Below are 19,518 nucleotides of genomic sequence, written 5' to 3'. Positions count from 1 at the left end.
TCGACGTTGGCGCCGAGGGTGTAGTCGATGGAGGCGAACACGCGGTCGAGTGCGGTCAGCGAGGCATCGGTTTCGATCACTACATCGCCGACGTTGTCGACGTAGTAGGTGTCGACGCCGTCACCACCGATCATGGTGTCGGCACCTGCGCCGCCATTGAGGGTGTTGGCTGCAGCGTTGCCGGTCAGCGTGTTGTCCAGTGCGTTACCGGTGCCGTTGATCGCATCGCCGGTGAGCACGAGGTTTTCCAGGTTGGCGCCCAGGGTCCAGTCCACCGACGCGCGCACGGTGTCGATTTCGCTGGCCAGCGTGCTGCTTTCAGTCACCGTGTCGCCGATGTTGTCGACGATATAAGTGTCATTGCCCAAGCCGCCATTCAGTACGTCGGCACCCGCGCCACCATCGAGGATGTTGTTGCCCGAATTACCATTGATGTAGTTAACGCCGCTGTTGCCGGTGCCGTTGAGATTGGCGGTACCGGAAAGCGAAAGGACTTCTATGTTGGCGCTCAAGGTGAAGTCGACCGACGACCAGACACTGTCGATCTGGCCGGCCAGGGTGCTGGTTTCGACGATGGTGTCGCCGACGTTGTCGACGATATAGGTGTCGTTGCCGAGTCCGCCAATCAATGTGTCAGCGCCTGTGCTGCCATCAAGGATGTTATTGCCATCGTTACCGGTGATGCGGTTATTGACCGAGTTGCCGGTACCGTTGAGGTTGCCGGTGCCGGTCAGGATCAGGTTTTCGACGTTGGCGCCGAGGGTGTAGTCGATGGAGGCGAACACGCGGTCGAGTGCGGTCAGCGAGGCATCGGTTTCGATCACTACATCGCCGACGTTGTCGACGTAGTAGGTGTCGACGCCATCACCACCGATCATGGTGTCGGCACCTGCGCCGCCATCAAGCGTGTTGTTCAGTGCGTTACCGGTGAGGATGTCGTTGAACGCAGAACCGATGGCGTTCTCGATCTTGGCGCCGTAGGCAATCGCCAGCCCGTCATTGATCGCGGTCTGGTTGTTGTAATCGATGAACGCCTTGCCGATCTGGCTGTAAGCGCCTTCATTGAGGTTGATGCTGACGGCCGCGAGCTGGTTGCTGCCATCGATGGTGTCGTTGCCGCCGCCATCCCAGATGGTCTCGAAAATCGACTGGTTGGCTGCCCACTTGTAAACAGTGTCACCGGCCTGCCACGCCATGTTGGCGCCATACAGGCTCTGGATCGCGATGATGTCCAGCACCATTGGCGTGGTTGGCTGGTAGGAATAATTGCTGTTGTAGCTCATCACCGTGAAGTGAACATCATCGAGCGTCGGGTCGAGCAGGGTCTTGTTGGTCGAACTGGCGTCGAACGGATGCTTGAGGCCCAGCGCATGGCCGATTTCATGCACGAAGGTCATGTAATCGTAGGAGCCTTTGCCCGGGTTCGGATCATTGGTCTGCGGACCGATCCAGACATCGCCGGCGACTGGCGAATTGGCCGGGAAGTAGGCCCACGCAGCGGTCTTGTCGTCCATCAACCGGTAGCCGCCAAAACGCATGTCACCGACGTTGAAAAGGGTGTCGGTGGTCAGCGTGAAGTTCAGGTTGGCGACGGCACTCCAGGCGCCCAGCGCGTTGGTGATGGCGGTTTTTTGCCCGGCCGTGAGCTCGTACAGCGCGTTGTATTCGTTGTCGGGGCTGTAGTCAGTCACGAAATACGAAGTGACCGGTGCCATGAAGCTGTAGCTCAGGTTGGTCGGCCCAGTCGGAGTCCAGTTGGCCCCCAGCCAATAGGTGCCTGAGATGAGGCTGTCGACGAGGGCATTGCCTGTCAGTGTGGAGGGCAAACTGAATGAATACGTCTTGGGCGTTGGCATGGAATTTCCTGAGAGCTATGCGACCCTTCCTGAATGCGGCCGCTACAAAAAGAACGCGATTTTGCACCAGAATTTATACATTTGATATCATAGAGCCACTACTTTCTGATTAGTGGCGTCAAATTACTGGCCTGGCATTCTGTATCGGCGCGTGCAGTAGAATCCTGAACAAACGCTATCCGCCGTCTGTCGAGGATTTTTCATGTCAGTTGTAACGCCTTCTCTCATCCGCGAAACCTTCCCCGTCGGCCCCCTTCAGTGCAACTGCACGATCATCGGCGACCCGATCACCAAAAAAGCCATCGTCGTCGACCCGGGCGGCAACCCTGACCTGATCATGGCCCGGCTCGATGCGCTGGGCCTTAAAGTGGTCAGCATCATTCACACCCACGCGCACCTCGATCACTTCCTGGCTTCCGGCCAGATGAAAGAGAAGACCGGCGCCACCTTGCATCTGCACAAGGAAGACCAGTTTCTCTGGGACAACCTCGAGATGCAGTGCCAGATGTTCGGCGTGCCGTACACTCCCGTGCCGTCTCCCGATCGCTGGTTGAACGACGATGAAGAGCTGGCCTGTGGCTGTGGCGTGGCACTGCACACACCGGGGCATACGCCAGGTTCCATGAGCTTCTGGTTTTCCGAGGCTAAGCTGTTGATTGCCGGCGACACGCTGTTTCGTCGCGGAGTAGGGCGCACGGATTTGTGGGGCGGCGATCAGGCGACCATCGTGCGATCGATCAAGCAGCGGCTGTACACCCTGGATGAAGACGCGACTGTCGTGGCCGGGCATGGTCCGGATACGCGTCTTGGAGATGAAATGCGCGAGAACCCGTTTGTGCGTGCCTAAACATTTTGTCACGGGTGTGCAGCGGAATTTTTGTGCATTGTCATGATCCAACGCCCGCATGGGCCAGTTGCCAATGGCCGCTGCACCACAGAATGCAAAATGTAGGAGCTCTCCATGTTCACCACGCGTCGTTTGATTATTGTCGCTACTGCCGTGGCCGTTTTGTCCGGCTGCGCCTCGCCCAACCCGTATGACAATCAGGGTCAGGCCGACGGTGGCTCCCAGGGCATGAGCAAAACCGCCAAGTACGGTGGCCTCGGAGCACTGGCCGGCGCGCTGGCCGGTGCCGCCATCGACCACAACAACCGCGGCAAGGGAGCGCTCATTGGCGCAGCTGTCGTCGGTGCCTCGGCCGCCGGTTACGGCTACTACGCCGACCAGCAGGAGAAAAAACTGCGCGCCAGCATGGCCAACACCGGGGTTGAAGTGCAGCGTCAGGGCGATCAGATCAAGCTGATCATGCCGGGCAATATCACCTTCGCCACCGATTCGGCGAACATCGCTCCCAGCTTCTATCAGCCGTTGAACAACCTGGCCAACTCGCTCAAAGAGTTCAACCAGAACCAGATCGAAATCGTCGGCTACACCGACAGCACTGGCAGCCGTCAGCACAACATGGACCTGTCCCAGCGTCGTGCGCAGAGTGTGGCGACCTACCTGACGTCGCAAGGTGTCAGCGGTGCCAACCTGAGTGCTCGTGGTGCGGGTCCGGATAATCCGATTGCCAGCAACGGTGACGTCAATGGCCGCGCGCAGAACCGCCGCGTCGAGGTCAACCTCAAGGCAATCCCGGGCCAGCAGTACGGTGGCCAGCAACAGCCGGGCACCGTTCAGCAATACCCGTAACCGTCAGGTACAAAAAAGCCCCCGGACAAGTGATTGTCCGGGGGCTTTTTGTTGGCGCGAAGGCTGCTTACTTCTTCAGGCCGTAATGCTCGTCGAGCATGCCCGGCGAGTTCGGGGTCTTCGGCGCGTAGTCACGCGGCGGTTCCTGATCCCGTGGCGGCGTCAGGCGTTCCCGTGGGGCCTGTGCTGCCTCGGAGTGCAAAGAAGCCAACAGGCGTTGACGAGTCTGCTCGTCCAGGGCCAGGCGGTTGGCGCCCTCGGCGAGGTGGTCCTGCACTTCCTGATAGCTCTGGGTCAGTTTCTTGACCAGATTGGCGGTGCTGTTGAAGTGGGTCACCACTTCGTTCTGATAACTGTCGAAACGTTCCTGAATATCATCCAGTTGACGCTGCGTGCGGCTGGGCGCGGCGTTCGGCGCAACGCGAGCGATCAGGAAACCAATGGCGACACCCACAACCAGGGCAAGAGTCGGTAACAACCAAACTAAGAGCGAGTGTTCCACGAGTCCTTCCTCTATAAACGGCTTTGCTTTACGTTAACGGCTCGAACCTGCGCTGTATACCGCGATTCACTCGCAATAGACTGGCACAGACAATTTGCTAGACGAGTCGACCCGATCCGAGGTCACGGAGTTCCTTCCTTGCTGATGCGTGAAACCCCTGTAGTGATTGATGGCCCGGTGGGGCAACTTGAGTCTCTGTACCTGGACAACGAGCAACCGCGAGGCATCGCGCTGATCTGCCATCCCAACCCGGTGCAGGGCGGCACCATGCTCAACAAGGTCGTCTCGACCCTGCAGCGCACCGCGCGCGATGCCGGCCTGATCACCTTGCGTTTCAACTATCGCGGCGTCGGTGCCAGCGAAGGCTCTCATGACATGGGCACGGGTGAGGTCGACGACGCCCAGGCTGCCGCCGCATGGCTGCTGGACAAACATCCGGGTCTGCCACTGACCCTGTTCGGTTTCTCCTTCGGTGGATTTGTTGCAGCAAGTCTCGGCGGCCGTCTCGAAGCCCAAGGCATCACGCTCAAGCACTTGTTCATGGTCGCACCGGCGGTGATGCGCCTGGGCGAGCAGGATCAACTGCCGCAGCAGGGCGAACTGACCGTGATCCAGCCGGAAACCGACGAAGTGATCGAGCCGCAGCGGGTCTACGACTGGTCCGACAAACTCCAGCGCCCCCATGAGCTGCTGAAAGTGGCAGAATGCGGACACTTTTTTCATGGCAAGCTGACCGATCTCAAGGATCTGATCCTGCCGCGTCTCTCGAATTGATTGCAGTCTGACAAGCGATTACCCATGACGAACCGTACCCGCATCCTCACCGGCATCACCACCACCGGCACCCCGCACCTGGGCAACTACGCCGGTGCCATTCGCCCGGCGATTCTCGCCAGCCGCGACAGCAATGCCGATTCGTTCTACTTCCTGGCCGACTATCATGCCTTGATCAAATGCGATGACCCGCTGCGCATTCAGCGCTCGCGTCTGGAAATCGCCGCGACCTGGCTGGCCGGTGGCCTGGATGTGGATCGCGTGACCTTCTATCGTCAGTCCGACATCCCGGAAATCCCCGAGCTGACCTGGCTGCTGACGTGTGTCGCGGCCAAGGGCCTGCTCAACCGTGCCCACGCCTACAAGGCTTCGGTGGACAAGAACCTCGAGACCGGCGAAGACCCGGATGCCGGCATCACCATGGGCTTGTACAGCTATCCGGTGCTGATGGCGGCCGACATCCTGATGTTCAACGCACACAAGGTGCCGGTCGGTCGCGACCAGATCCAGCATGTGGAAATGGCTCGTGACATCGGCCAGCGCTTCAACCACCTGTTCGGCCAGGGCAAGGAGTTCTTCACCATGCCCGAAGCGCTGATCGAAGAAAGCGTTGCCACGCTGCCGGGCCTGGACGGTCGCAAGATGTCCAAGAGCTACGACAACACCATTCCGCTGTTCTCCAGCGCCAAGGAAATGAAAGACGCGATCTCGCGGATCGTCACCGACTCCCGCGCGCCGGGCGAAGCGAAAGATCCGGACAACTCGCACCTGTTCACCCTGTTCCAGGCTTTCTCCACGCCGGCGCAGGCCGACGAGTTCCGCAGCGAACTGCTGGGTGGTCTGGGCTGGGGCGAGGCGAAGAACCGTCTGTTCCAGTTGCTCGATAACGAGCTGGGCGAGTCCCGCGAGCGTTATCACCAGTTGATCGAGCGTCCGGCCGATCTGGAAGACATCCTGCAACACGGTGCCAAAAAGGCCCGTGCGGTGGCGACGCCGTTCCTCAACGAGCTGCGCGAAGCCGTCGGCCTGCGCTCCTTCGTCAATCAGGTTCAGGTGGCCGCGACCACCAAGAAGAAAGCCGCTAAAGCCGCACGTTTCGTCAGTTTCCGCGAAGACGACGGCAGCTTCCGTTTCCGTCTGTTGGCGGCCGATGGCGAGCAACTGCTGCTGTCGCGCAACTTCGCCGACGGTAAGACCGCCGGTCAGGTGACCAAGCAGCTGCAGTCGGGTCAGGCACTGGATGTGCGCAGCGAAGACCTGAGCTTTAGTGTCTGGCTGGAAGGCGAGTGTGTCGGCGACAGCCCGGCGTTTGCCGACATGGCGGCGCGGGACGCGGCCGTCGAGGCCTTGCGGATCGCTCTGACACCGGTTCAGGAATAATCAACGGGCCGGCCCGACCAAGGGCCGATTGCCATTCCCACGGGCCATCGCTACAGTGACGGCCCGTTTTTGTTGCCTTGCTAACGAATTATGACGCCCCTAGAACGATATCAAGCTGATCTGAAACGCCCGGACTTCTTCCACGATGCGGCGCAGGAAACTGCCGTGCGTCATCTGCAACGCCTGTACGACGACCTGATCGCGGCCGAGCAGAACAAGCCGGGTTTGCTGGGCAAGCTGTTTGGCAAAAAGGATCAGACGCCGGTCAAGGGCCTGTACTTCTGGGGCGGCGTGGGTCGTGGCAAGACTTACCTGGTGGACACCTTCTTCGAAGCGCTGCCATTCAAGGAAAAGACCCGCACTCACTTCCACCGCTTCATGAAGCGCGTGCACGAAGAGATGAAAACCCTCGGCGGCGAGAAAAACCCGCTGACCATCATCGCCAAGCGTTTCGCGACGGAATCGCGGGTCATCTGTTTCGATGAATTCTTCGTCTCCGACATCACCGACGCCATGATCCTCGGCACGCTGATGGAAGAACTGTTCAAGAACGGCGTAACGCTGGTTGCCACTTCGAACATCGTGCCGGACGGCCTGTACAAGGATGGCCTGCAACGCGCGCGCTTCTTGCCGGCCATCGCGCTGATCAAGCAGAACACCGAGATCGTCAACGTCGACAGCGGCGTCGACTACCGTCTGCGCCACCTCGAACAAGCGGAACTGTTCCACTTTCCGCTCGACGAAGTTGCCCACGAAAGCCTGCGCAAGAGCTTCCGCGCACTGACGCCGGAATGCACCGCCGCCGTGGAAAACGATGTGCTGATCATCGAAAACCGCGAAATCCGTGCCCTGCGTACTTGCGATGACGTGGCCTGGTTCGACTTCCGCGAGCTGTGCGATGGCCCGCGCAGCCAGAACGACTACATCGAGCTGGGCAAGATCTTCCACGCCGTGCTGCTCAGTGGCGTGGAGCAGATGAGCGTCACTACCGACGACATCGCCCGACGCTTCATCAACATGGTCGACGAGTTCTACGACCGTAACGTCAAACTGATCATTTCTGCCGAAGTCGAATTGAAAGATCTGTACACCGGCGGGCGTCTGACGTTCGAGTTCCAGCGTACCCTCAGCCGTCTGCTGGAGATGCAATCGCACGAATTCCTGTCCCGGGCACACAAGCCTTAAGCGGAATCGGCAAACAAAAAGGCCTGCAGATGCAGGCCTTTTTTGTGTCTGGTCGAATCGTCAGGCAGCTTGCTGGAACTGCTGCCGGTACTGGTTCGGCGACAGTTCGGTGTGCTGGCGGAACAGCCGCGCGAAGAAGCTCGCATCGTCGTAGCCGACTTCGTAGCTGATGGTCTTGATGCTCTTGCGACTGCCGGAGAGCAGGCCCTTGGCAGTCTCGATGCGCAGCCGTTGCAGGTAGTGCAGCGGCTTGTCGCCGGTGGCGGTCTGGAAGCGGCGCATGAAGTTGCGAATGCTCATGCCGTGCTCGCGCGCCACGTCTTCGAAGCGGAACTTGTCGGCGAAATGCTCTTCAAGCCAGTGCTGGATCTGCAGGATGATCACGTCCTGGTGCAGCTTCTGACCGCCGAAGCCGATGCGGCCAGGTGCGTAGCTGCGTTGCACCTCATAGAGAATGTCGCGGGCCACGGCCTGGGCCACATTGGCACCGCAGAAGCGCTCGATCAGGTAAATGTAGAGATCGCAGGCTGAGGTGGTGCCGCCAGCGCAATACAGATTGTCGGCGTCGGTCAGGTGCTTGTCCTGATTGAGATAGACCTTGGGGAATCGCTCGGCGAAGGCATTGAAGAAGCGCCAGTAGGTGGTCGCTTCCTTGCCGTTGAGCAACCCTGCCTCGGCCAGCCAGAACACCCCGGTGGCCTCGCCGCAGAGCACGGCGCCCCGGGCGTGCTGTTCGCGCAGCCACGGCAGGATCTGTGGATAACGTTGGCACAGCGTATCGAAATCGTCCCAGAACGCCGGGAGGATGATGACGTCGGCGTTTTCCAGGCCGCCGTCCACCGGCATGACCACATCACTGAAGCTGTTCACCGGTTTGCCGTCGGGGCTGACCAGGCGGGTTTCGAACACCGGAGTCAGGCCGTGGCCCAGTTGTTTGCCGTAACGCAGGCTGGCCAGATGGAAGAAATCCTTGGCTTGCATGAGGGTGGAAGCGAAAACCCGGTCGATCGCCAGGATGCTGACGCGCCGCAAGGGCGTGGAGACTTGCTTGGACATAATTCAACTTTTGTTTTTATAAGGGAAAGTGGTCACCAGACGGCTGGATCGTCTTATTTTTTGTCGGATGTGTCCAGTGTCCTGTATCGGAAGCGAGGCTTAGTCTCTGAAGGTCTGATCCCTCCAACAATAAAGAAAAGGTGCCGCATGATTCCCAGAACCTTGTTCAGCTCCGAGCACGAATTGTTCCGCGACAGCGTACGAACATTCCTCGAAAAAGAGGCCGTGCCGTTCCATGGACAATGGGAAAAGCAAGGCTACATCGACCGCAATCTATGGAACAAGGCGGGGGAGGCGGGGATGCTCTGCTCGCATCTGCCAGAGGAATACGGCGGGTTGGGGGCGGACTTTCTCTACAGCGCGGTCGTGATCGAAGAAGTCGGGCGGCTGGGCCTGACCGGCATCGGTTTCTCGCTGCATTCGGACATCGTCGCGCCGTACATCCTGCATTACGGCAGCGAGGCACTGAAGCAGAAATACCTGCCGAAACTGGTGTCCGGCGAGATGGTCACCGCGATCGCCATGACCGAGCCGGGCGCCGGTTCCGACCTGCAAGGGGTCAAGACCACGGCCGTGCTGGATGGCGACGAATATGTGATCAACGGTTCGAAAACCTTCATTACCAATGGCTTTCTGGCGGATCTGGTGATCGTCGTCGCCAAAACGGATCCCAAGGCCGGCGCCAAGGGCACCAGCCTGTTTCTGGTGGAGGCGAATACGCCGGGCTTCGACAAGGGCAAACGCCTGGAGAAGGTCGGAATGAAGGCTCAGGACACGTCGGAATTGTTCTTCCAGGACGTGCGCGTGCCGAAGGAAAACCTGTTGGGGCAGGCCGGGGCGGGGTTTGCCTATCTGATGCAGGAATTGCCGCAGGAACGTCTGACCGTGGCCATTGGCGGACTGGCTTCAGCCGAGGCGGCGCTGCAATGGACGCTGGATTACACCCGTGACCGCAAGGCGTTCGGCAAGTCCATTGCCGACTTCCAGAATACCCGCTTCAAACTGGCGGAAATGGCCACCGAGATTCAGATCGGCCGGGTGTTCGTCGATCGCTGCCTGGAGTTGCACCTGCAAGGCAAGCTTGATGTGCCGACAGCGGCGATGGCCAAGTATTGGGGCACCGACCTGCAATGCAAGGTGCTCGACGAGTGCGTGCAACTGCATGGCGGCTACGGTTTCATGTGGGAGTACCCGGTGGCCAGGGCCTGGGCGGATGCAAGGGTGCAGCGGATCTATGCCGGCACCAATGAAATCATGAAAGAGATCATTGCGCGGTCGCTTTGAGTTTTGCAGTGAGCATGATCGTTCCCACGCAAAGTGGGAGCGATCATCGTCCTTTATTACGGCGCCGGATTCGGATGATCCTTGTGGATCGCTTCGATCCCTTCCAGCACTTCCTTCGATAGTTTCAGTTCGTAGCTGGCGATGTTGCTGTCCAGTTGCTCCAGCGTCGTCGCACCGATGATGTTACTGGTGACGAACGGTTGCTGATTTACAAACGCCAGGGCCATTTGTGCCGGATCCAGGCCATGTTCCCGGGCGAGGGCCACGTAACGGCTGCACGCCACTTCCGATTGCGGGTTGAAGTAGCGACTGAAACGGCTGTAGAGGCTAAGGCGGCCTTTCGGCGGACGCGCCCCGCCTTCGTACTTGCCCGACAGGAAACCGAACGCCAGCGGCGAATAGGCGAGCAGGCCGCACTGTTCGCGGATGGCGATTTCCGCCAGGCCGATCTCGAAGCTGCGGTTGAGCAGGTTGTACGGGTTCTGGATCGACACCGCGCGCGGCCAGCCACGGGCTTCGGCCAGAGCGAGAAAGCGCATGGTGCCCCACGGCGTTTCATTGGACAGACCGATGTGGCGGATCTTGCCGGCCTTCACTTGCTCATCGAGTGCTTCGAGTGTGTCTTCAAGCGGCGTCAGGTTGGCTTCGGTCTGGTGCTTGTAGCCCAGTTGTCCGAAAAAGTTGGTGCTACGCTCCGGCCAGTGCAATTGGTACAGATCGATGTAGTCGGTCTGCAGGCGCTTGAGGCTGGCGTCCACCGCTTCGGTGATGTGCTGGCGGTTGTGGCGCAGGTTCTTGTCGCGGATGTAGTCGATGGTGTTGCCGGGGCCGGCGATCTTGCTGGCGAGGATCCAGTCGGCGCGGTCGCCGCGGCTCTTGAAGTAATTGCCGATGTAGCGCTCGGTGGTGGCGTAGGTTTCGGCTTTCGGTGGCACCGGGTACATCTCGGCGGTGTCGAGGAAGTTGATCCCGGCCTCTTTTGCCCGTTCGATCTGGGCGAAGGCTTCAGCTTCAGTGTTTTGCTCGCCCCAGGTCATGGTGCCGAGGCAGATTGCACTCACGTTCAGGTCGGTACGGCCTAGCTGGCGATAGTCCATCGGGTGCTCCTTGGGCAAAACAAGCATAAAAGCAGGTTGAAATTTTTTTCGCAATCTGCATAATTGCCGACCTCTTTCTGCAGTGGAAGTGATGCCCCGCCGCCGAAGAATCTTGCCGTTGAACGGACGCGCCGACCCGAGCCCCCGAAAGCGTCTGTATCCGGCTGCCTTTGACTTGTCAAAGTACGCACTATTCAGTAAGATCCGCCGTCTTATTTACAGGCGGCCCCTGAGGCTATAAAGAATGAAAACTTTTACTGCTAAACCGGAAACAGTAAAGCGCGACTGGTTTGTCGTCGACGCTGCTGGTCAGACCCTGGGTCGTCTGGCCACCGAAATCGCGAGCCGTCTGCGTGGCAAGCACAAGCCTGAGTACACTCCTCACGTTGACACCGGCGACTACATCGTCGTAATCAACGCCGAGCAGATCCGTGTTACCGGCGCTAAAACCACTGACAAAATGTACTACTCCCACTCCGGTTTCCCGGGCGGTATCAAGTCGATCAACTTTGAAAAGCTGATCGCCAAGGCCCCTGAGCGCGTGATCGAGACCGCGGTTAAAGGCATGCTGCCTAAAAACCCACTGGGTCGCGACATGTACCGTAAGCTGAAAGTCTATGCGGGCGCTGCACACCCTCATACTGCTCAGCAGCCCCAAGAACTGAAGATTTAACGGAATAGTTCATTATGTCGGCGACTCAAAATTACGGCACTGGCCGTCGCAAGACCGCAACCGCACGCGTTTTCCTGCGTCCGGGTACTGGTAACATCTCCATCAACAACCGCTCCCTGGACACGTTCTTCGGTCGCGAAACTGCCCGCATGGTAGTTCGTCAGCCGCTGGAACTGACTGAGACTGTCGAGAAGTTCGACATCTACGTCACCGTCATCGGTGGTGGTGTAAGTGGTCAGGCTGGCGCAATCCGCCACGGCATCACTCGCGCTCTGATGGACTACGACGAAACCCTGCGTAGCGCTCTGCGCAAAGCTGGCTTCGTTACTCGCGACGCCCGTGAAGTTGAACGTAAGAAAGTTGGTCTGCGTAAAGCGCGTAAGCGTCCGCAGTACTCGAAGCGTTAATTTCGCTTCCACGTTCAAAAAGAACGCCCGATTCCTCACGGAACCGGGCGTTTTTTTATGCGTGCGATTTCTTGAATAATTGCGCTGTGACAACTTGCCACATTCGTAGACCCCCTATACTACAAGGCTTGAGGGCCAGCCCTCCGGGTAATTACCTTGTCAGAATTGGGGGTTTTCATTACCATTCGGCAAAATTTTTATAAGTACATAGTTTCAATTTAGTAGATGCCTGATTTAACAGGCCACAAAGCTGATGGGAGAGGACTGAATGAGCAATGACGGCGTGAATGCAGGCCGGCGTCGCTTCTTGGTAGCAGCCACATCCGTGGTGGGTGCTGCAGGAGCGGTGGGGGCTGCGGTCCCGTTCGTGGGGTCATGGTTTCCCAGTGCCAAGGCGAAGGCTGCCGGAGCACCGGTGAAAGTGAATGTCAGCAAAATCGAGCCAGGGCAGCAGATGATTGCTGAATGGCGCGGCCAGCCGGTGTTCATTGTCCGCCGTACCGAGGAAATCCTGGGGAATCTCAAAAAGATCGAGGGCCAGCTCTCCGATCCGACCTCCAAAAACTCCACGCAACCCACTTATGTCGACCCAGAAGTGCGATCGATCAAGCCGGAAATCCTCCTGCTGATCGGGATCTGTACTCACCTGGGTTGCTCACCGACCTTCCGTCCCGAAGTTGCACCCGCGGATCTGGGCAAAGACTGGGTAGGCGGCTATTTCTGCCCTTGCCACGGTTCCCACTACGATCTGGCTGGCCGCGTCTACAAGTCGCAACCTGCGCCTTTGAACCTGCCAGTACCCCCGCATTCCTATGAGACCGATGAGCTGATTGTCATTGGCGTCGATACGGAGAAAGCGTGATGAGCAAGTTCATGGATTGGGTTGATGCGCGCTTCCCCGCCACCAAAATGTGGGAAGACCATCTCAGCAAATATTACGCTCCAAAAAACTTCAACTTCTTCTACTTCTTCGGCTCGCTGGCGCTGCTCGTTCTGGTCAACCAGATCGTCACCGGTGTCTGGCTGACCATGAGCTACACCCCGTCGGCGGAAGAAGCGTTCGCTTCTGTCGAATACATCATGCGCGACGTCGAGTACGGTTCGATCCTGCGTCTGCTGCACTCCACCGGCGCTTCGGCGTTCTTCATCGTGGTCTATCTGCACATGTTCCGTGGTCTGCTCTACGGTTCGTACCAGAAACCCCGTGAGCTGGTGTGGGTCTTCGGCATGCTGATCTATCTGGCGCTGATGGCCGAAGCCTTCATGGGTTACCTGCTGCCGTGGGGCCAGATGTCCTACTGGGGTGCCCAAGTGATCATCTCGCTGTTCGGCGCGATCCCGGTCATCGGCAACGACCTGACCCAGTGGATCCGTGGTGACTACCTGATTTCCGGGATCACCTTGAACCGCTTCTTCGCCCTGCACGTGGTTGCCCTGCCGATCGTGATTCTCGGTCTGGTGGTGCTGCACATCCTGGCGTTGCACGAAGTCGGTTCGAACAACCCGGACGGCGTGGACATCAAGAAACACAAGGACGAAAACGGTGTTCCGCTGGACGGCATCGCCTTCCACCCGTACTACACCGTGAAAGATATCGTCGGCGTTGTGGTGTTCCTGTTTATCTTCTGCTTCATTGTGTTCTTCTTCCCGGAAATGGGCGGCTACTTCCTCGAAAAACCTAACTTCGAGCAAGCCAACCCGTTCAAGACGCCTGAGCACATTGCACCGGTCTGGTACTTCACACCGTTCTACGCAATCTTGCGTGCAGTCCCTGACAAGCTCATGGGCGTTATCGCCATGGGCGCAGCGATTGCGGTGCTGTTCGTTCTGCCGTGGCTCGACCGCAGTCCGGTCAAGTCGATGCGCTACAAAGGCTGGATGAGCAAAATCTGGCTGGTGGTGTTCTGCATTTCGTTCGTGATCCTCGGCATTCTGGGTGTTCTGGCCCCGACGCCAGGTCGTACGCTGTTGTCGCAGGTCTGCACCTTCCTGTACTTCGCCTACTTCATTCTGATGCCGTTCTACACCAGGCTCGAGAAGACCAAACCGGTTCCGGAAAGGGTGACTGGCTGATGAAAAAGTTATTTTTTGCTCTGATTTTTGCTGCTCTGCCAGTGCTGTCCTTTGCCGCCGAACACGGTGGTCCGGAACTGGAAAAGGTCGACATCGACGTTTCCGACAAGGCTGCCCTGCAGGATGGTGCGCGTACTTTCGCCAACTATTGCATGGGTTGCCACAGTGCCAAGTTCCAGCGTTACGAGCGTGTGGCCGATGACCTCGGAATCCCGCACGAACTGATGCTGGAAAAACTGGTGTTCACCGGCGCCAAGATCGGCGATCACATGAACATCGGCATGCAGCCGGCCGACGCCAAGACCTGGTTCGGCGCAGCGCCGCCTGACCTGACCCTGGTGGCTCGTGTTCGCGGCACCGACTGGCTCTACGGTTACCTCAGGTCGTTCTACGAAGATCCTGCGCGTCCATGGGGCGTGAACAACAAGGTCTTCCCGAACGTCGGCATGCCTAACGTGCTGGTCGGCCTGCAAGGTCGTCAGGTTGTGGGTTGCAAACAGGTACAGATCGTCGAAGACGGCAAGAAACAATATGACCCGCTGACCGGTACGCCTCTGACTCATGAAGCGTGCGATCAACTGACCATCGTGCCGAAAACCGGAACCCTCAACGAAGAGCAGTTCGATGAGAAGGTCAAGAATCTGGTAACCTTCCTGGCTTACTCGGCTAACCCGGTTAAGCTGCAACATCAGCGCATCGGTACTTACGTCTTGCTGTACCTGGCGTTCTTCTTTGTGTTCGCCTACCTGCTCAAGCGTGAATACTGGAAAGACGTGCACTGATAACGCTTCAAGCAATTGCTGTTAATCGCGCGCGCCCAAGGGCGCCTCTGAAAACGCAACGCCTGGTTCGCCGGCCGTTGCGGGAGGCGCCCTCTGGGCGCGCGCGTTTTTCCGGCTCCGACTATTTCAACAAGCGAGGAGGATCGCCATGGGCGTGACCAATCGGTTGGCCTGTTACTCCGACCCCGCCGACCACTATTCCCACCGAGTGCGCATCGTGCTTGCAGAGAAGGGTGTCAGCGCCGAAATCATTTTTGTGGAGGCTGGTCGTCAGCCGCCTAAACTGATTGAAGTGAACCCTTACGGCAGTCTGCCCACGCTGGTCGATCGTGACTTGGCGTTGTGGGAGTCGACCGTGGTGATGGAGTACCTGGATGAGCGTTACCCGCATCCGCCATTGATGCCTGTGTACCCGGTGGCGCGTGCCAACAGCCGTCTGCTGATTCACCGCATTCAGCGCGACTGGTGTGGTCTGGTGGATCTGATTCTGGATTCGCGCACCAAGGAAGCGGCTCGTGCCGTGGCGCGCAAGGAATTGCGCGAAAGCCTGACGGGCGTGTCGCCGCTGTTTGCCGACAAGCCGTTTTTCCTCAGTGAGGAACAAAGTCTGGTGGATTGCTGCCTATTGCCAATACTCTGGCGTTTACCGATTCTGGGTATAGAACTGCCGCGGCAGGCCAAGCCGCTGCTTGATTATATGGAGCGTCAGTTTGCGCGTGAGGCTTTCCAGGCGAGTCTGTCTGGTGTCGAACGCGACATGCGCTAAGGCTTAAGGAGCCGCTATGAACTCCAGTCGACCTTATCTGGTCCGCGCGCTCTACGAGTGGATTGTGGATAACGATTGCACCCCGCACATGCTGGTCAATTCCGAATACCCGGCAGTGCAGGTGCCGCAGGGTTTTGCCAGCGACGGGCAAATTGTCCTGAACATTTCGCCAAGTGCCGTGCGGCACTTGCACATGGACAACGACGTTGTGACCTTTGAAGGTCGCTTCGGCGGCGTCCCGCACAGCCTTTATGTGCCGATTGCTGCAATCCTGGGGATCTACGCCCGGGAAAACGGTCAGGGCATGGTGTTCGATCTGGAGTCGCCGATGGATGACGGAGACGAGATCGAGCAGGATGACGATGTTCCTCCACCGGACAGCGAGCCACCGCGCCCAAGCGGCCGGCCAAGCCTGAAAGTGGTGAAGTAATAAAAAAGGCGATCCAGTTGGATCGCCTTTTTTTGTGCCTGCATTTTGCGGTTCAGTCGATGTACTCGAACAGCTTCACAATCTTCTGCACGCCGGAAACACCCTGAACCAGGTTGGTCGCCTGGGCGGCTTCCTGTTTGGTCAGCAGGCCCAGCAGATAGACGATACCGTTCTCGGTCACGACCTTGATGCGCGAGCCGGGAATGCTGGCATCGGTGAGCATCTGGGTCTTGATCTTGGTGGTCAGCCACGAATCGTTCTGGCGGGCAATGAAGCCGGAAGGGGGGATTACTTGCAGTTCGTTATGGACCTTTTTCACGCGCTGAACGTTGGCGGCGGCTTGTTCGGCTTTTTCCTTGAGGTCTGCACGCGGGGTCTGGCCGGCCAGCAGCACGACGCCGTTGAAGCTGGTGACGACGATGTGCGAGTCGTTGTCCAGGGCCGGATCGGCCTTGGCCACGTTGACGCCGACTTTGGTTTCGATCAGCGAGTCATCGATCTTGCTGCCGAATGTGCGGGTACCACGGTCGTCTTCGATCGGCGCTTCACGGCTGGCATTCACCACCGACGTGCAGCCGCTGATGCCGAGGCACAGGGTCAAGGCCAGAAGGCCAAGGCGATTAGGGGTCATTCTTCACTCCCGAACAGTTGGCTGTCGATCAGATCGCAAAGGCAATGGATCGCCAGCAAGTGGACTTCCTGAATACGTGCGGTGACGTTGGCCGGTACGCGAATCTCGACGTCTTCGGGCAGCAGCAGCGAAGCCATGCCGCCGCCGTCGCGTCCGGTCAATGCTACGACAATCATTTCGCGATCATGTGCGGCCTGGATCGCCTGAATAATGTTCGCCGAGTTGCCGCTGGTCGAAATGGCCAGCAGCACGTCACCCGGCTGGCCGAGTGCGCGGATTTGCTTGGAGAACACTTCGTTGTAGCTGTAGTCGTTGGCGATCGAGGTGATGGTCGAGCTGTCGGTGGTCAGCGCGATCGCCGGCAGGCTGGGGCGTTCACGTTCGAAACGGTTGAGCAGTTCCGAAGAAAAGTGCTGGGCATCGCCGGCCGAGCCGCCGTTGCCGCACGAGAGCATTTTGCCCTCGTTGAGCAGGGCGTTGACCATCACCTGGCTGGCTTGCTCGATGTGCGGTGCAAGTACGTCCATCGCCTGTTGCTTGGTGTCGATGCTGGCCTGGAAAAGCTGGCGAATTCGGGATTGCATGTCCATCTGTGTGACCTTAATTAGCGCGGCTGTCCGGCACGTGAATGTGCAGCCCGCAAAGCAAAGAGCAAAAGTGTTGAGTGAAAATGTCCGGGTCGGAGCAGGTGCTCAGCTGTCGAACGCATTCTGCAACCAGTTCAGCTGACCCTGGTGGCTGTCGATGGCCACCACGTCGAAGCGGCAGGGGGAATTGGCCCAACGCGACTCGCGCTGAAGAAAAAACTGCGCGGCGAAAATCAGTTTCTGCCGTTTGCGCCCATCGATGCTATCGAGTACGCCGCCCCATTGAGTGTTCTTTCGGTAACGAACCTCGACGAATACTACTGTATCGCCATCAAGCATGACCAGATCAAGCTCACCGCGTTTGCATGACCAGTTCTGCGCCAGAAGGCGCAGACCCTGGCACTGCAGATGCTCGAGCGCCTGGCGCTCGGCATCCTTGCCGCTTTGCAGGTGTGACCTGTCGGGCATCAGCGTGGAGTGTCCGGCAGGCGCTGGATCTGGCCGCTGACAAACTGCGCCCATGGCAACTGACGTACGACGCGTTGGGACTGGGTCATGCCGAGGCTGCCCGACTGACCTTCGATGCGGCTGTCCGGCAGTGCCTTGAGCTGATCCAGGCGCGGCGCCAAGCGATAGGCATCGACGCCCATCGCATAAAGACGGCCGAGGCTGCCGGCGGCTTGTGGCCATTGCGCGGTGACCTGCTGACGCAGCGGGTCGCTGGTTTCCAGCAGCCATGGGGTTTCGCAGAAGCGCACGCCGTTCATGTCGTTGTACTGGTTGACATCACCGCTGGCGCTGAACACGTGGGAGGTTGCGTAGACCGGCACGTCACCGGCGTACTGGAAGTTCAGGGTCGGCTTGATCTGCTGCGCCTGCTGCGGGGTGGCGGCGAGGAAGATGAATTCGATGTCCTGGCGACGCGAAGGCTGGGCGGCAACGTTGGTGCCGGCAGCGTTCTGCAGGCTCTTGGCGCGGGCTTCGCTCTGACGCAGCTGGAACATGTCGGCGATCTGCTGGGCCAGTTGCACCGGCTGGTCGACACGTTCGGTGGCGACGATGCTGCCGCCGTTGGCCTGCCAGTCCTGGCTGAAGGCACGCAGAACGCGGTCGCCCCATTCGCCTTTCGGCACCATGATGGCGGCGCGATGCAGGCCGTCGGCACGGGCGCGGCGGGAGACTTCGCGGGCTTCGTCCTCAGCGGCCAGGCCGAACTGGAACAATTGCGCCGGGCCTTGATCGCCTTCGCTGTAGTTCAGGGCGAGGGTGGTGATCGGCAGTTGCGGACGGGTGCTCAACTGTTTGACCAGCGGCTTCTCCAGCGGGCCGACGACCAGTTGCACGCCATCGGCCTGGGCCTTGCGGTAGAACTCGTCGAGGTTGGTCAGCTTCGAGCTGTCATAGAACTCGATGGCTGGTGGTTTCTGGCCGGCTTGCTGAGCCTGGTAGTGCGCAGCCATGAAACCGTCACGCAGGGCCTTGCCGACCGAGGCCAGTTGGCCGTCCTGTGGCAGCAGCAGGGCGATCTTGCTCAGGGGCTGGCTGGCCAGCTCCTTGAGTTTGGTCAGGGGTAGAGGCAGATTGATCGCGGCCGGGTGTTTTGGATGCTGGTTGCGCCAGTTGTCGATGGCGGCTTGCTGTTGTTCCAGAGTGCCGGCGGTTTTCACTGCCAGGGCCAGGCTCATCCAGCCACCGAGATCATCGGTGGTGTTCGCTTGCAGTTGATCGGCCGGCAGCGATGCAATCAGGGTCCAGATCGCCTCGTGGTTCTTGCTGGCGGCTTCGCCTTCCAGCATCGGCGCGATGAAGATGCGCTCGCGGGCGGCGGCCAGGGTCTGGCCGTCGGCCTCAAGGGCGCGGGCGTGAACGGTGCCGGCGCGAATTTGCAGCGGTACGGACATTTCGCTCAGGCGTTGCAGGCTTGGATGGCTCAGGGCAGTCAGCGCGGCTTTCGGCTGGTTACGGGTCATGGCCAGTTCAGCTGACAGCGTGCTGGCGAACGCCTGCTGGCCAGGCTGGAGTTGATCCATCGGTACTTGCTGCAGGATTTGCGCGGACTGTCCGGCATTGCCCTGACGGTAGGCCATGTCTGCCGCACTCAGGCGCAGCAGCGCAGCCTTGTCCGGCGATTTGGCCTGGGCAGCCTGTTCGAGCAGTTGCTCGATGGTGGCATCCGGGGTCCGTGGAAGTTCGCCAAGGCTGGAGGAAGGGGAGCTGGCGCAAGCCGCCAGCAAGGCAGCGAGGCAGAGGGCAGTGAACAGCCGCAGGCAAGCGATCATGTAAGTGTTCCTGATACTCGATCAAATTAGCGTCGAATTGTACCCAAGCACTGGCCGGGGTGC

21 protein-coding genes are annotated in these 19,518 nt (G+C 59.2%); 13 read left to right on the top strand and 8 right to left on the bottom strand.

Features of this window, described 5'->3' with window-relative positions; translation table 11 throughout:
• On the bottom strand, positions 1 to 1,856 hold a 1,856-nt coding region (locus CAF79_RS29565), incomplete at its 3' end, for a M10 family metallopeptidase (RefSeq protein ID WP_305880212.1).
• A gap of 202 nt (positions 1,857 to 2,058) precedes the next feature.
• Between CAF79_RS29565 and CAF79_RS25375 the strand changes: the two genes are divergently transcribed.
• Together CAF79_RS25375 and CAF79_RS25370 are read left to right on the top strand one after the other, a co-directional pair.
• Positions 2,059 to 2,703 (top strand): MBL fold metallo-hydrolase, encoded by a 645-nt coding sequence (locus tag CAF79_RS25375; protein ID WP_085700857.1) that lies wholly within the window; start codon positions 2,059 to 2,061, stop codon positions 2,701 to 2,703.
• Positions 2,704 to 2,817: 114 nt separating this feature from the next.
• Positions 2,818 to 3,549: an OmpA family protein gene (locus CAF79_RS25370; RefSeq protein WP_085700856.1), complete on the top strand. Its 732-nt coding sequence runs from the start codon at positions 2,818 to 2,820 to the stop codon at positions 3,547 to 3,549.
• A 67-nt stretch (positions 3,550 to 3,616) separates the two neighbouring features.
• Here the strand turns inward: CAF79_RS25370 and CAF79_RS25365 are convergent, their stop codons facing one another.
• Positions 3,617 to 4,051, bottom strand: a complete 435-nt coding sequence (locus CAF79_RS25365) for a YhcB family protein (RefSeq protein ID WP_039766275.1) — start codon at positions 4,049 to 4,051, stop codon at positions 3,617 to 3,619.
• A 144-nt stretch (positions 4,052 to 4,195) separates the two neighbouring features.
• On the opposite strand from CAF79_RS25365, the gene CAF79_RS25360 reads away from it, so the two are divergent.
• The 3 genes from CAF79_RS25360 (at position 4,196) to zapE (ending at position 7,390) form a co-directional block, all read left to right on the top strand.
• Positions 4,196 to 4,825, top strand: coding sequence for an alpha/beta hydrolase (locus CAF79_RS25360; RefSeq protein WP_085700926.1), 630 nt, complete (start codon positions 4,196 to 4,198; stop codon positions 4,823 to 4,825).
• Between the two features lie 24 nt (positions 4,826 to 4,849).
• Entirely contained in the window at positions 4,850 to 6,205 is a 1,356-nt protein-coding gene (locus CAF79_RS25355) for a tryptophan--tRNA ligase (RefSeq protein WP_085700855.1), read from the top strand.
• 90 nt (positions 6,206 to 6,295) lie between these two features.
• Entirely contained in the window at positions 6,296 to 7,390 is a 1,095-nt protein-coding gene (gene zapE, locus CAF79_RS25350) for a cell division protein ZapE (RefSeq protein ID WP_085700854.1), read from the top strand.
• A 60-nt stretch (positions 7,391 to 7,450) separates the two neighbouring features.
• Here zapE and CAF79_RS25345 read toward each other — a convergent pair whose 3' ends face one another.
• Positions 7,451 to 8,347 carry a GlxA family transcriptional regulator gene (locus tag CAF79_RS25345; protein ID WP_170929796.1) on the bottom strand — a complete coding sequence of 299 codons (897 nt, stop codon included), beginning with the start codon at positions 8,345 to 8,347 and terminating at the stop codon, positions 7,451 to 7,453.
• 246 nt (positions 8,348 to 8,593) lie between these two features.
• Between CAF79_RS25345 and CAF79_RS25340 the strand changes: the two genes are divergently transcribed.
• Positions 8,594 to 9,730, top strand: coding sequence for an acyl-CoA dehydrogenase family protein (locus CAF79_RS25340; RefSeq protein WP_085700852.1), 1,137 nt, complete (start codon positions 8,594 to 8,596; stop codon positions 9,728 to 9,730).
• A gap of 56 nt (positions 9,731 to 9,786) precedes the next feature.
• Here CAF79_RS25340 and CAF79_RS25335 read toward each other — a convergent pair whose 3' ends face one another.
• Positions 9,787 to 10,827 carry an NADP(H)-dependent aldo-keto reductase gene (locus CAF79_RS25335; protein ID WP_085700851.1) on the bottom strand — a complete coding sequence of 347 codons (1,041 nt, stop codon included), beginning with the start codon at positions 10,825 to 10,827 and terminating at the stop codon, positions 9,787 to 9,789.
• 244 nt (positions 10,828 to 11,071) lie between these two features.
• Between CAF79_RS25335 and rplM the strand changes: the two genes are divergently transcribed.
• The 7 genes from rplM to CAF79_RS25300 all read left to right on the top strand — a co-directional run bounded on the left by rplM (position 11,072) and on the right by CAF79_RS25300 (position 15,958).
• Positions 11,072 to 11,500, top strand: coding sequence for a 50S ribosomal protein L13 (gene rplM, locus CAF79_RS25330; RefSeq protein WP_003228062.1), 429 nt, complete (start codon positions 11,072 to 11,074; stop codon positions 11,498 to 11,500).
• 14 nt (positions 11,501 to 11,514) lie between these two features.
• On the top strand, positions 11,515 to 11,907 hold the full coding sequence (rpsI, locus tag CAF79_RS25325; protein WP_007956794.1) for a 30S ribosomal protein S9: 393 nt from the start codon (positions 11,515 to 11,517) through the stop codon (positions 11,905 to 11,907).
• A 268-nt stretch (positions 11,908 to 12,175) separates the two neighbouring features.
• Positions 12,176 to 12,769 (top strand): ubiquinol-cytochrome c reductase iron-sulfur subunit, encoded by a 594-nt coding sequence (gene petA, locus CAF79_RS25320; RefSeq protein ID WP_041479967.1) that lies wholly within the window; start codon positions 12,176 to 12,178, stop codon positions 12,767 to 12,769.
• Positions 12,769 to 13,980, top strand: a complete 1,212-nt coding sequence (locus tag CAF79_RS25315) for a cytochrome bc complex cytochrome b subunit (protein ID WP_085684715.1) — start codon at positions 12,769 to 12,771, stop codon at positions 13,978 to 13,980. Before petA ends, CAF79_RS25315 begins: the two co-directional genes overlap by 1 nt.
• Positions 13,980 to 14,762, top strand: coding sequence for a cytochrome c1 (locus tag CAF79_RS25310; protein WP_085700850.1), 783 nt, complete (start codon positions 13,980 to 13,982; stop codon positions 14,760 to 14,762). The genes CAF79_RS25315 and CAF79_RS25310 overlap by 1 nt, the downstream gene beginning before the upstream one ends.
• A gap of 148 nt (positions 14,763 to 14,910) precedes the next feature.
• Entirely contained in the window at positions 14,911 to 15,528 is a 618-nt protein-coding gene (locus CAF79_RS25305; protein ID WP_085700849.1) for a glutathione S-transferase N-terminal domain-containing protein, read from the top strand.
• A gap of 16 nt (positions 15,529 to 15,544) precedes the next feature.
• Positions 15,545 to 15,958 (top strand): ClpXP protease specificity-enhancing factor, encoded by a 414-nt coding sequence (locus CAF79_RS25300; protein ID WP_085700848.1) that lies wholly within the window; start codon positions 15,545 to 15,547, stop codon positions 15,956 to 15,958.
• 52 nt (positions 15,959 to 16,010) lie between these two features.
• On the opposite strand, the gene CAF79_RS25295 is transcribed toward CAF79_RS25300, so the two are convergent.
• From CAF79_RS25295 to CAF79_RS25280, 4 genes are all read right to left on the bottom strand, one after another.
• Entirely contained in the window at positions 16,011 to 16,589 is a 579-nt protein-coding gene (locus tag CAF79_RS25295) for a BON domain-containing protein (protein ID WP_085700847.1), read from the bottom strand.
• The gene (locus CAF79_RS25290; protein WP_007928463.1) at positions 16,586 to 17,179 is read right to left on the bottom strand and encodes a phosphoheptose isomerase; all 594 of its coding nucleotides are present in this window, start codon (positions 17,177 to 17,179) and stop codon (positions 16,586 to 16,588) included. The genes CAF79_RS25295 and CAF79_RS25290 overlap by 4 nt, the downstream gene beginning before the upstream one ends.
• 102 nt (positions 17,180 to 17,281) lie before the next feature.
• A complete protein-coding gene (locus CAF79_RS25285; protein ID WP_085700846.1) occupies positions 17,282 to 17,644 on the bottom strand; it encodes a YraN family protein in 363 nt (120 codons plus the stop codon).
• On the bottom strand, positions 17,644 to 19,455 hold the full coding sequence (locus CAF79_RS25280) for a penicillin-binding protein activator (RefSeq protein WP_085700845.1): 1,812 nt from the start codon (positions 19,453 to 19,455) through the stop codon (positions 17,644 to 17,646). The genes CAF79_RS25285 and CAF79_RS25280 overlap by 1 nt, the downstream gene beginning before the upstream one ends.
• Between the last annotated feature and the right edge of the window lie 63 nt (positions 19,456 to 19,518).

Source organism: Pseudomonas sp. B26(2017) (assembly GCF_002113045.1).
Taxonomy (GTDB): domain Bacteria; phylum Pseudomonadota; class Gammaproteobacteria; order Pseudomonadales; family Pseudomonadaceae; genus Aquipseudomonas.
Note: the sequence above shows the minus strand (reverse complement) of the source record. Positions and strands in the feature narration are given on the sequence as shown.

What these genes read in the sequence shown, in the direction of transcription:
- CAF79_RS25305 (WP_085700849.1), top strand. Translation starts at nt 14,911, where the DNA reads ATGGGCGTGACCAATCGGTTGGCCTGTTACTCCGACCCCGCCGACCAC.
- rpsI (WP_007956794.1), top strand. Translation starts at nt 11,515, where the DNA reads ATGTCGGCGACTCAAAATTACGGCACTGGCCGTCGCAAGACCGCAACC.
- CAF79_RS25370 (WP_085700856.1), top strand. Translation starts at nt 2,818, where the DNA reads ATGTTCACCACGCGTCGTTTGATTATTGTCGCTACTGCCGTGGCCGTT.
- CAF79_RS25355 (WP_085700855.1), top strand. Translation starts at nt 4,850, where the DNA reads ATGACGAACCGTACCCGCATCCTCACCGGCATCACCACCACCGGCACC.
- zapE (WP_085700854.1), top strand. Translation starts at nt 6,296, where the DNA reads ATGACGCCCCTAGAACGATATCAAGCTGATCTGAAACGCCCGGACTTC.
- CAF79_RS25280 (WP_085700845.1), bottom strand. Translation starts at nt 19,455, where the DNA reads ATGATCGCTTGCCTGCGGCTGTTCACTGCCCTCTGCCTCGCTGCCTTG.
- CAF79_RS25375 (WP_085700857.1), top strand. Translation starts at nt 2,059, where the DNA reads ATGTCAGTTGTAACGCCTTCTCTCATCCGCGAAACCTTCCCCGTCGGC.
- CAF79_RS25310 (WP_085700850.1), top strand. Translation starts at nt 13,980, where the DNA reads ATGAAAAAGTTATTTTTTGCTCTGATTTTTGCTGCTCTGCCAGTGCTG.
- CAF79_RS25290 (WP_007928463.1), bottom strand. Translation starts at nt 17,179, where the DNA reads ATGGACATGCAATCCCGAATTCGCCAGCTTTTCCAGGCCAGCATCGAC.
- CAF79_RS25340 (WP_085700852.1), top strand. Translation starts at nt 8,594, where the DNA reads ATGATTCCCAGAACCTTGTTCAGCTCCGAGCACGAATTGTTCCGCGAC.
- CAF79_RS25315 (WP_085684715.1), top strand. Translation starts at nt 12,769, where the DNA reads ATGAGCAAGTTCATGGATTGGGTTGATGCGCGCTTCCCCGCCACCAAA.
- petA (WP_041479967.1), top strand. Translation starts at nt 12,176, where the DNA reads ATGAGCAATGACGGCGTGAATGCAGGCCGGCGTCGCTTCTTGGTAGCA.
- CAF79_RS25360 (WP_085700926.1), top strand. Translation starts at nt 4,196, where the DNA reads ATGCGTGAAACCCCTGTAGTGATTGATGGCCCGGTGGGGCAACTTGAG.
- CAF79_RS25295 (WP_085700847.1), bottom strand. Translation starts at nt 16,589, where the DNA reads ATGACCCCTAATCGCCTTGGCCTTCTGGCCTTGACCCTGTGCCTCGGC.
- CAF79_RS25335 (WP_085700851.1), bottom strand. Translation starts at nt 10,827, where the DNA reads ATGGACTATCGCCAGCTAGGCCGTACCGACCTGAACGTGAGTGCAATC.
- rplM (WP_003228062.1), top strand. Translation starts at nt 11,072, where the DNA reads ATGAAAACTTTTACTGCTAAACCGGAAACAGTAAAGCGCGACTGGTTT.
- CAF79_RS25285 (WP_085700846.1), bottom strand. Translation starts at nt 17,644, where the DNA reads ATGCCCGACAGGTCACACCTGCAAAGCGGCAAGGATGCCGAGCGCCAG.
- CAF79_RS25300 (WP_085700848.1), top strand. Translation starts at nt 15,545, where the DNA reads ATGAACTCCAGTCGACCTTATCTGGTCCGCGCGCTCTACGAGTGGATT.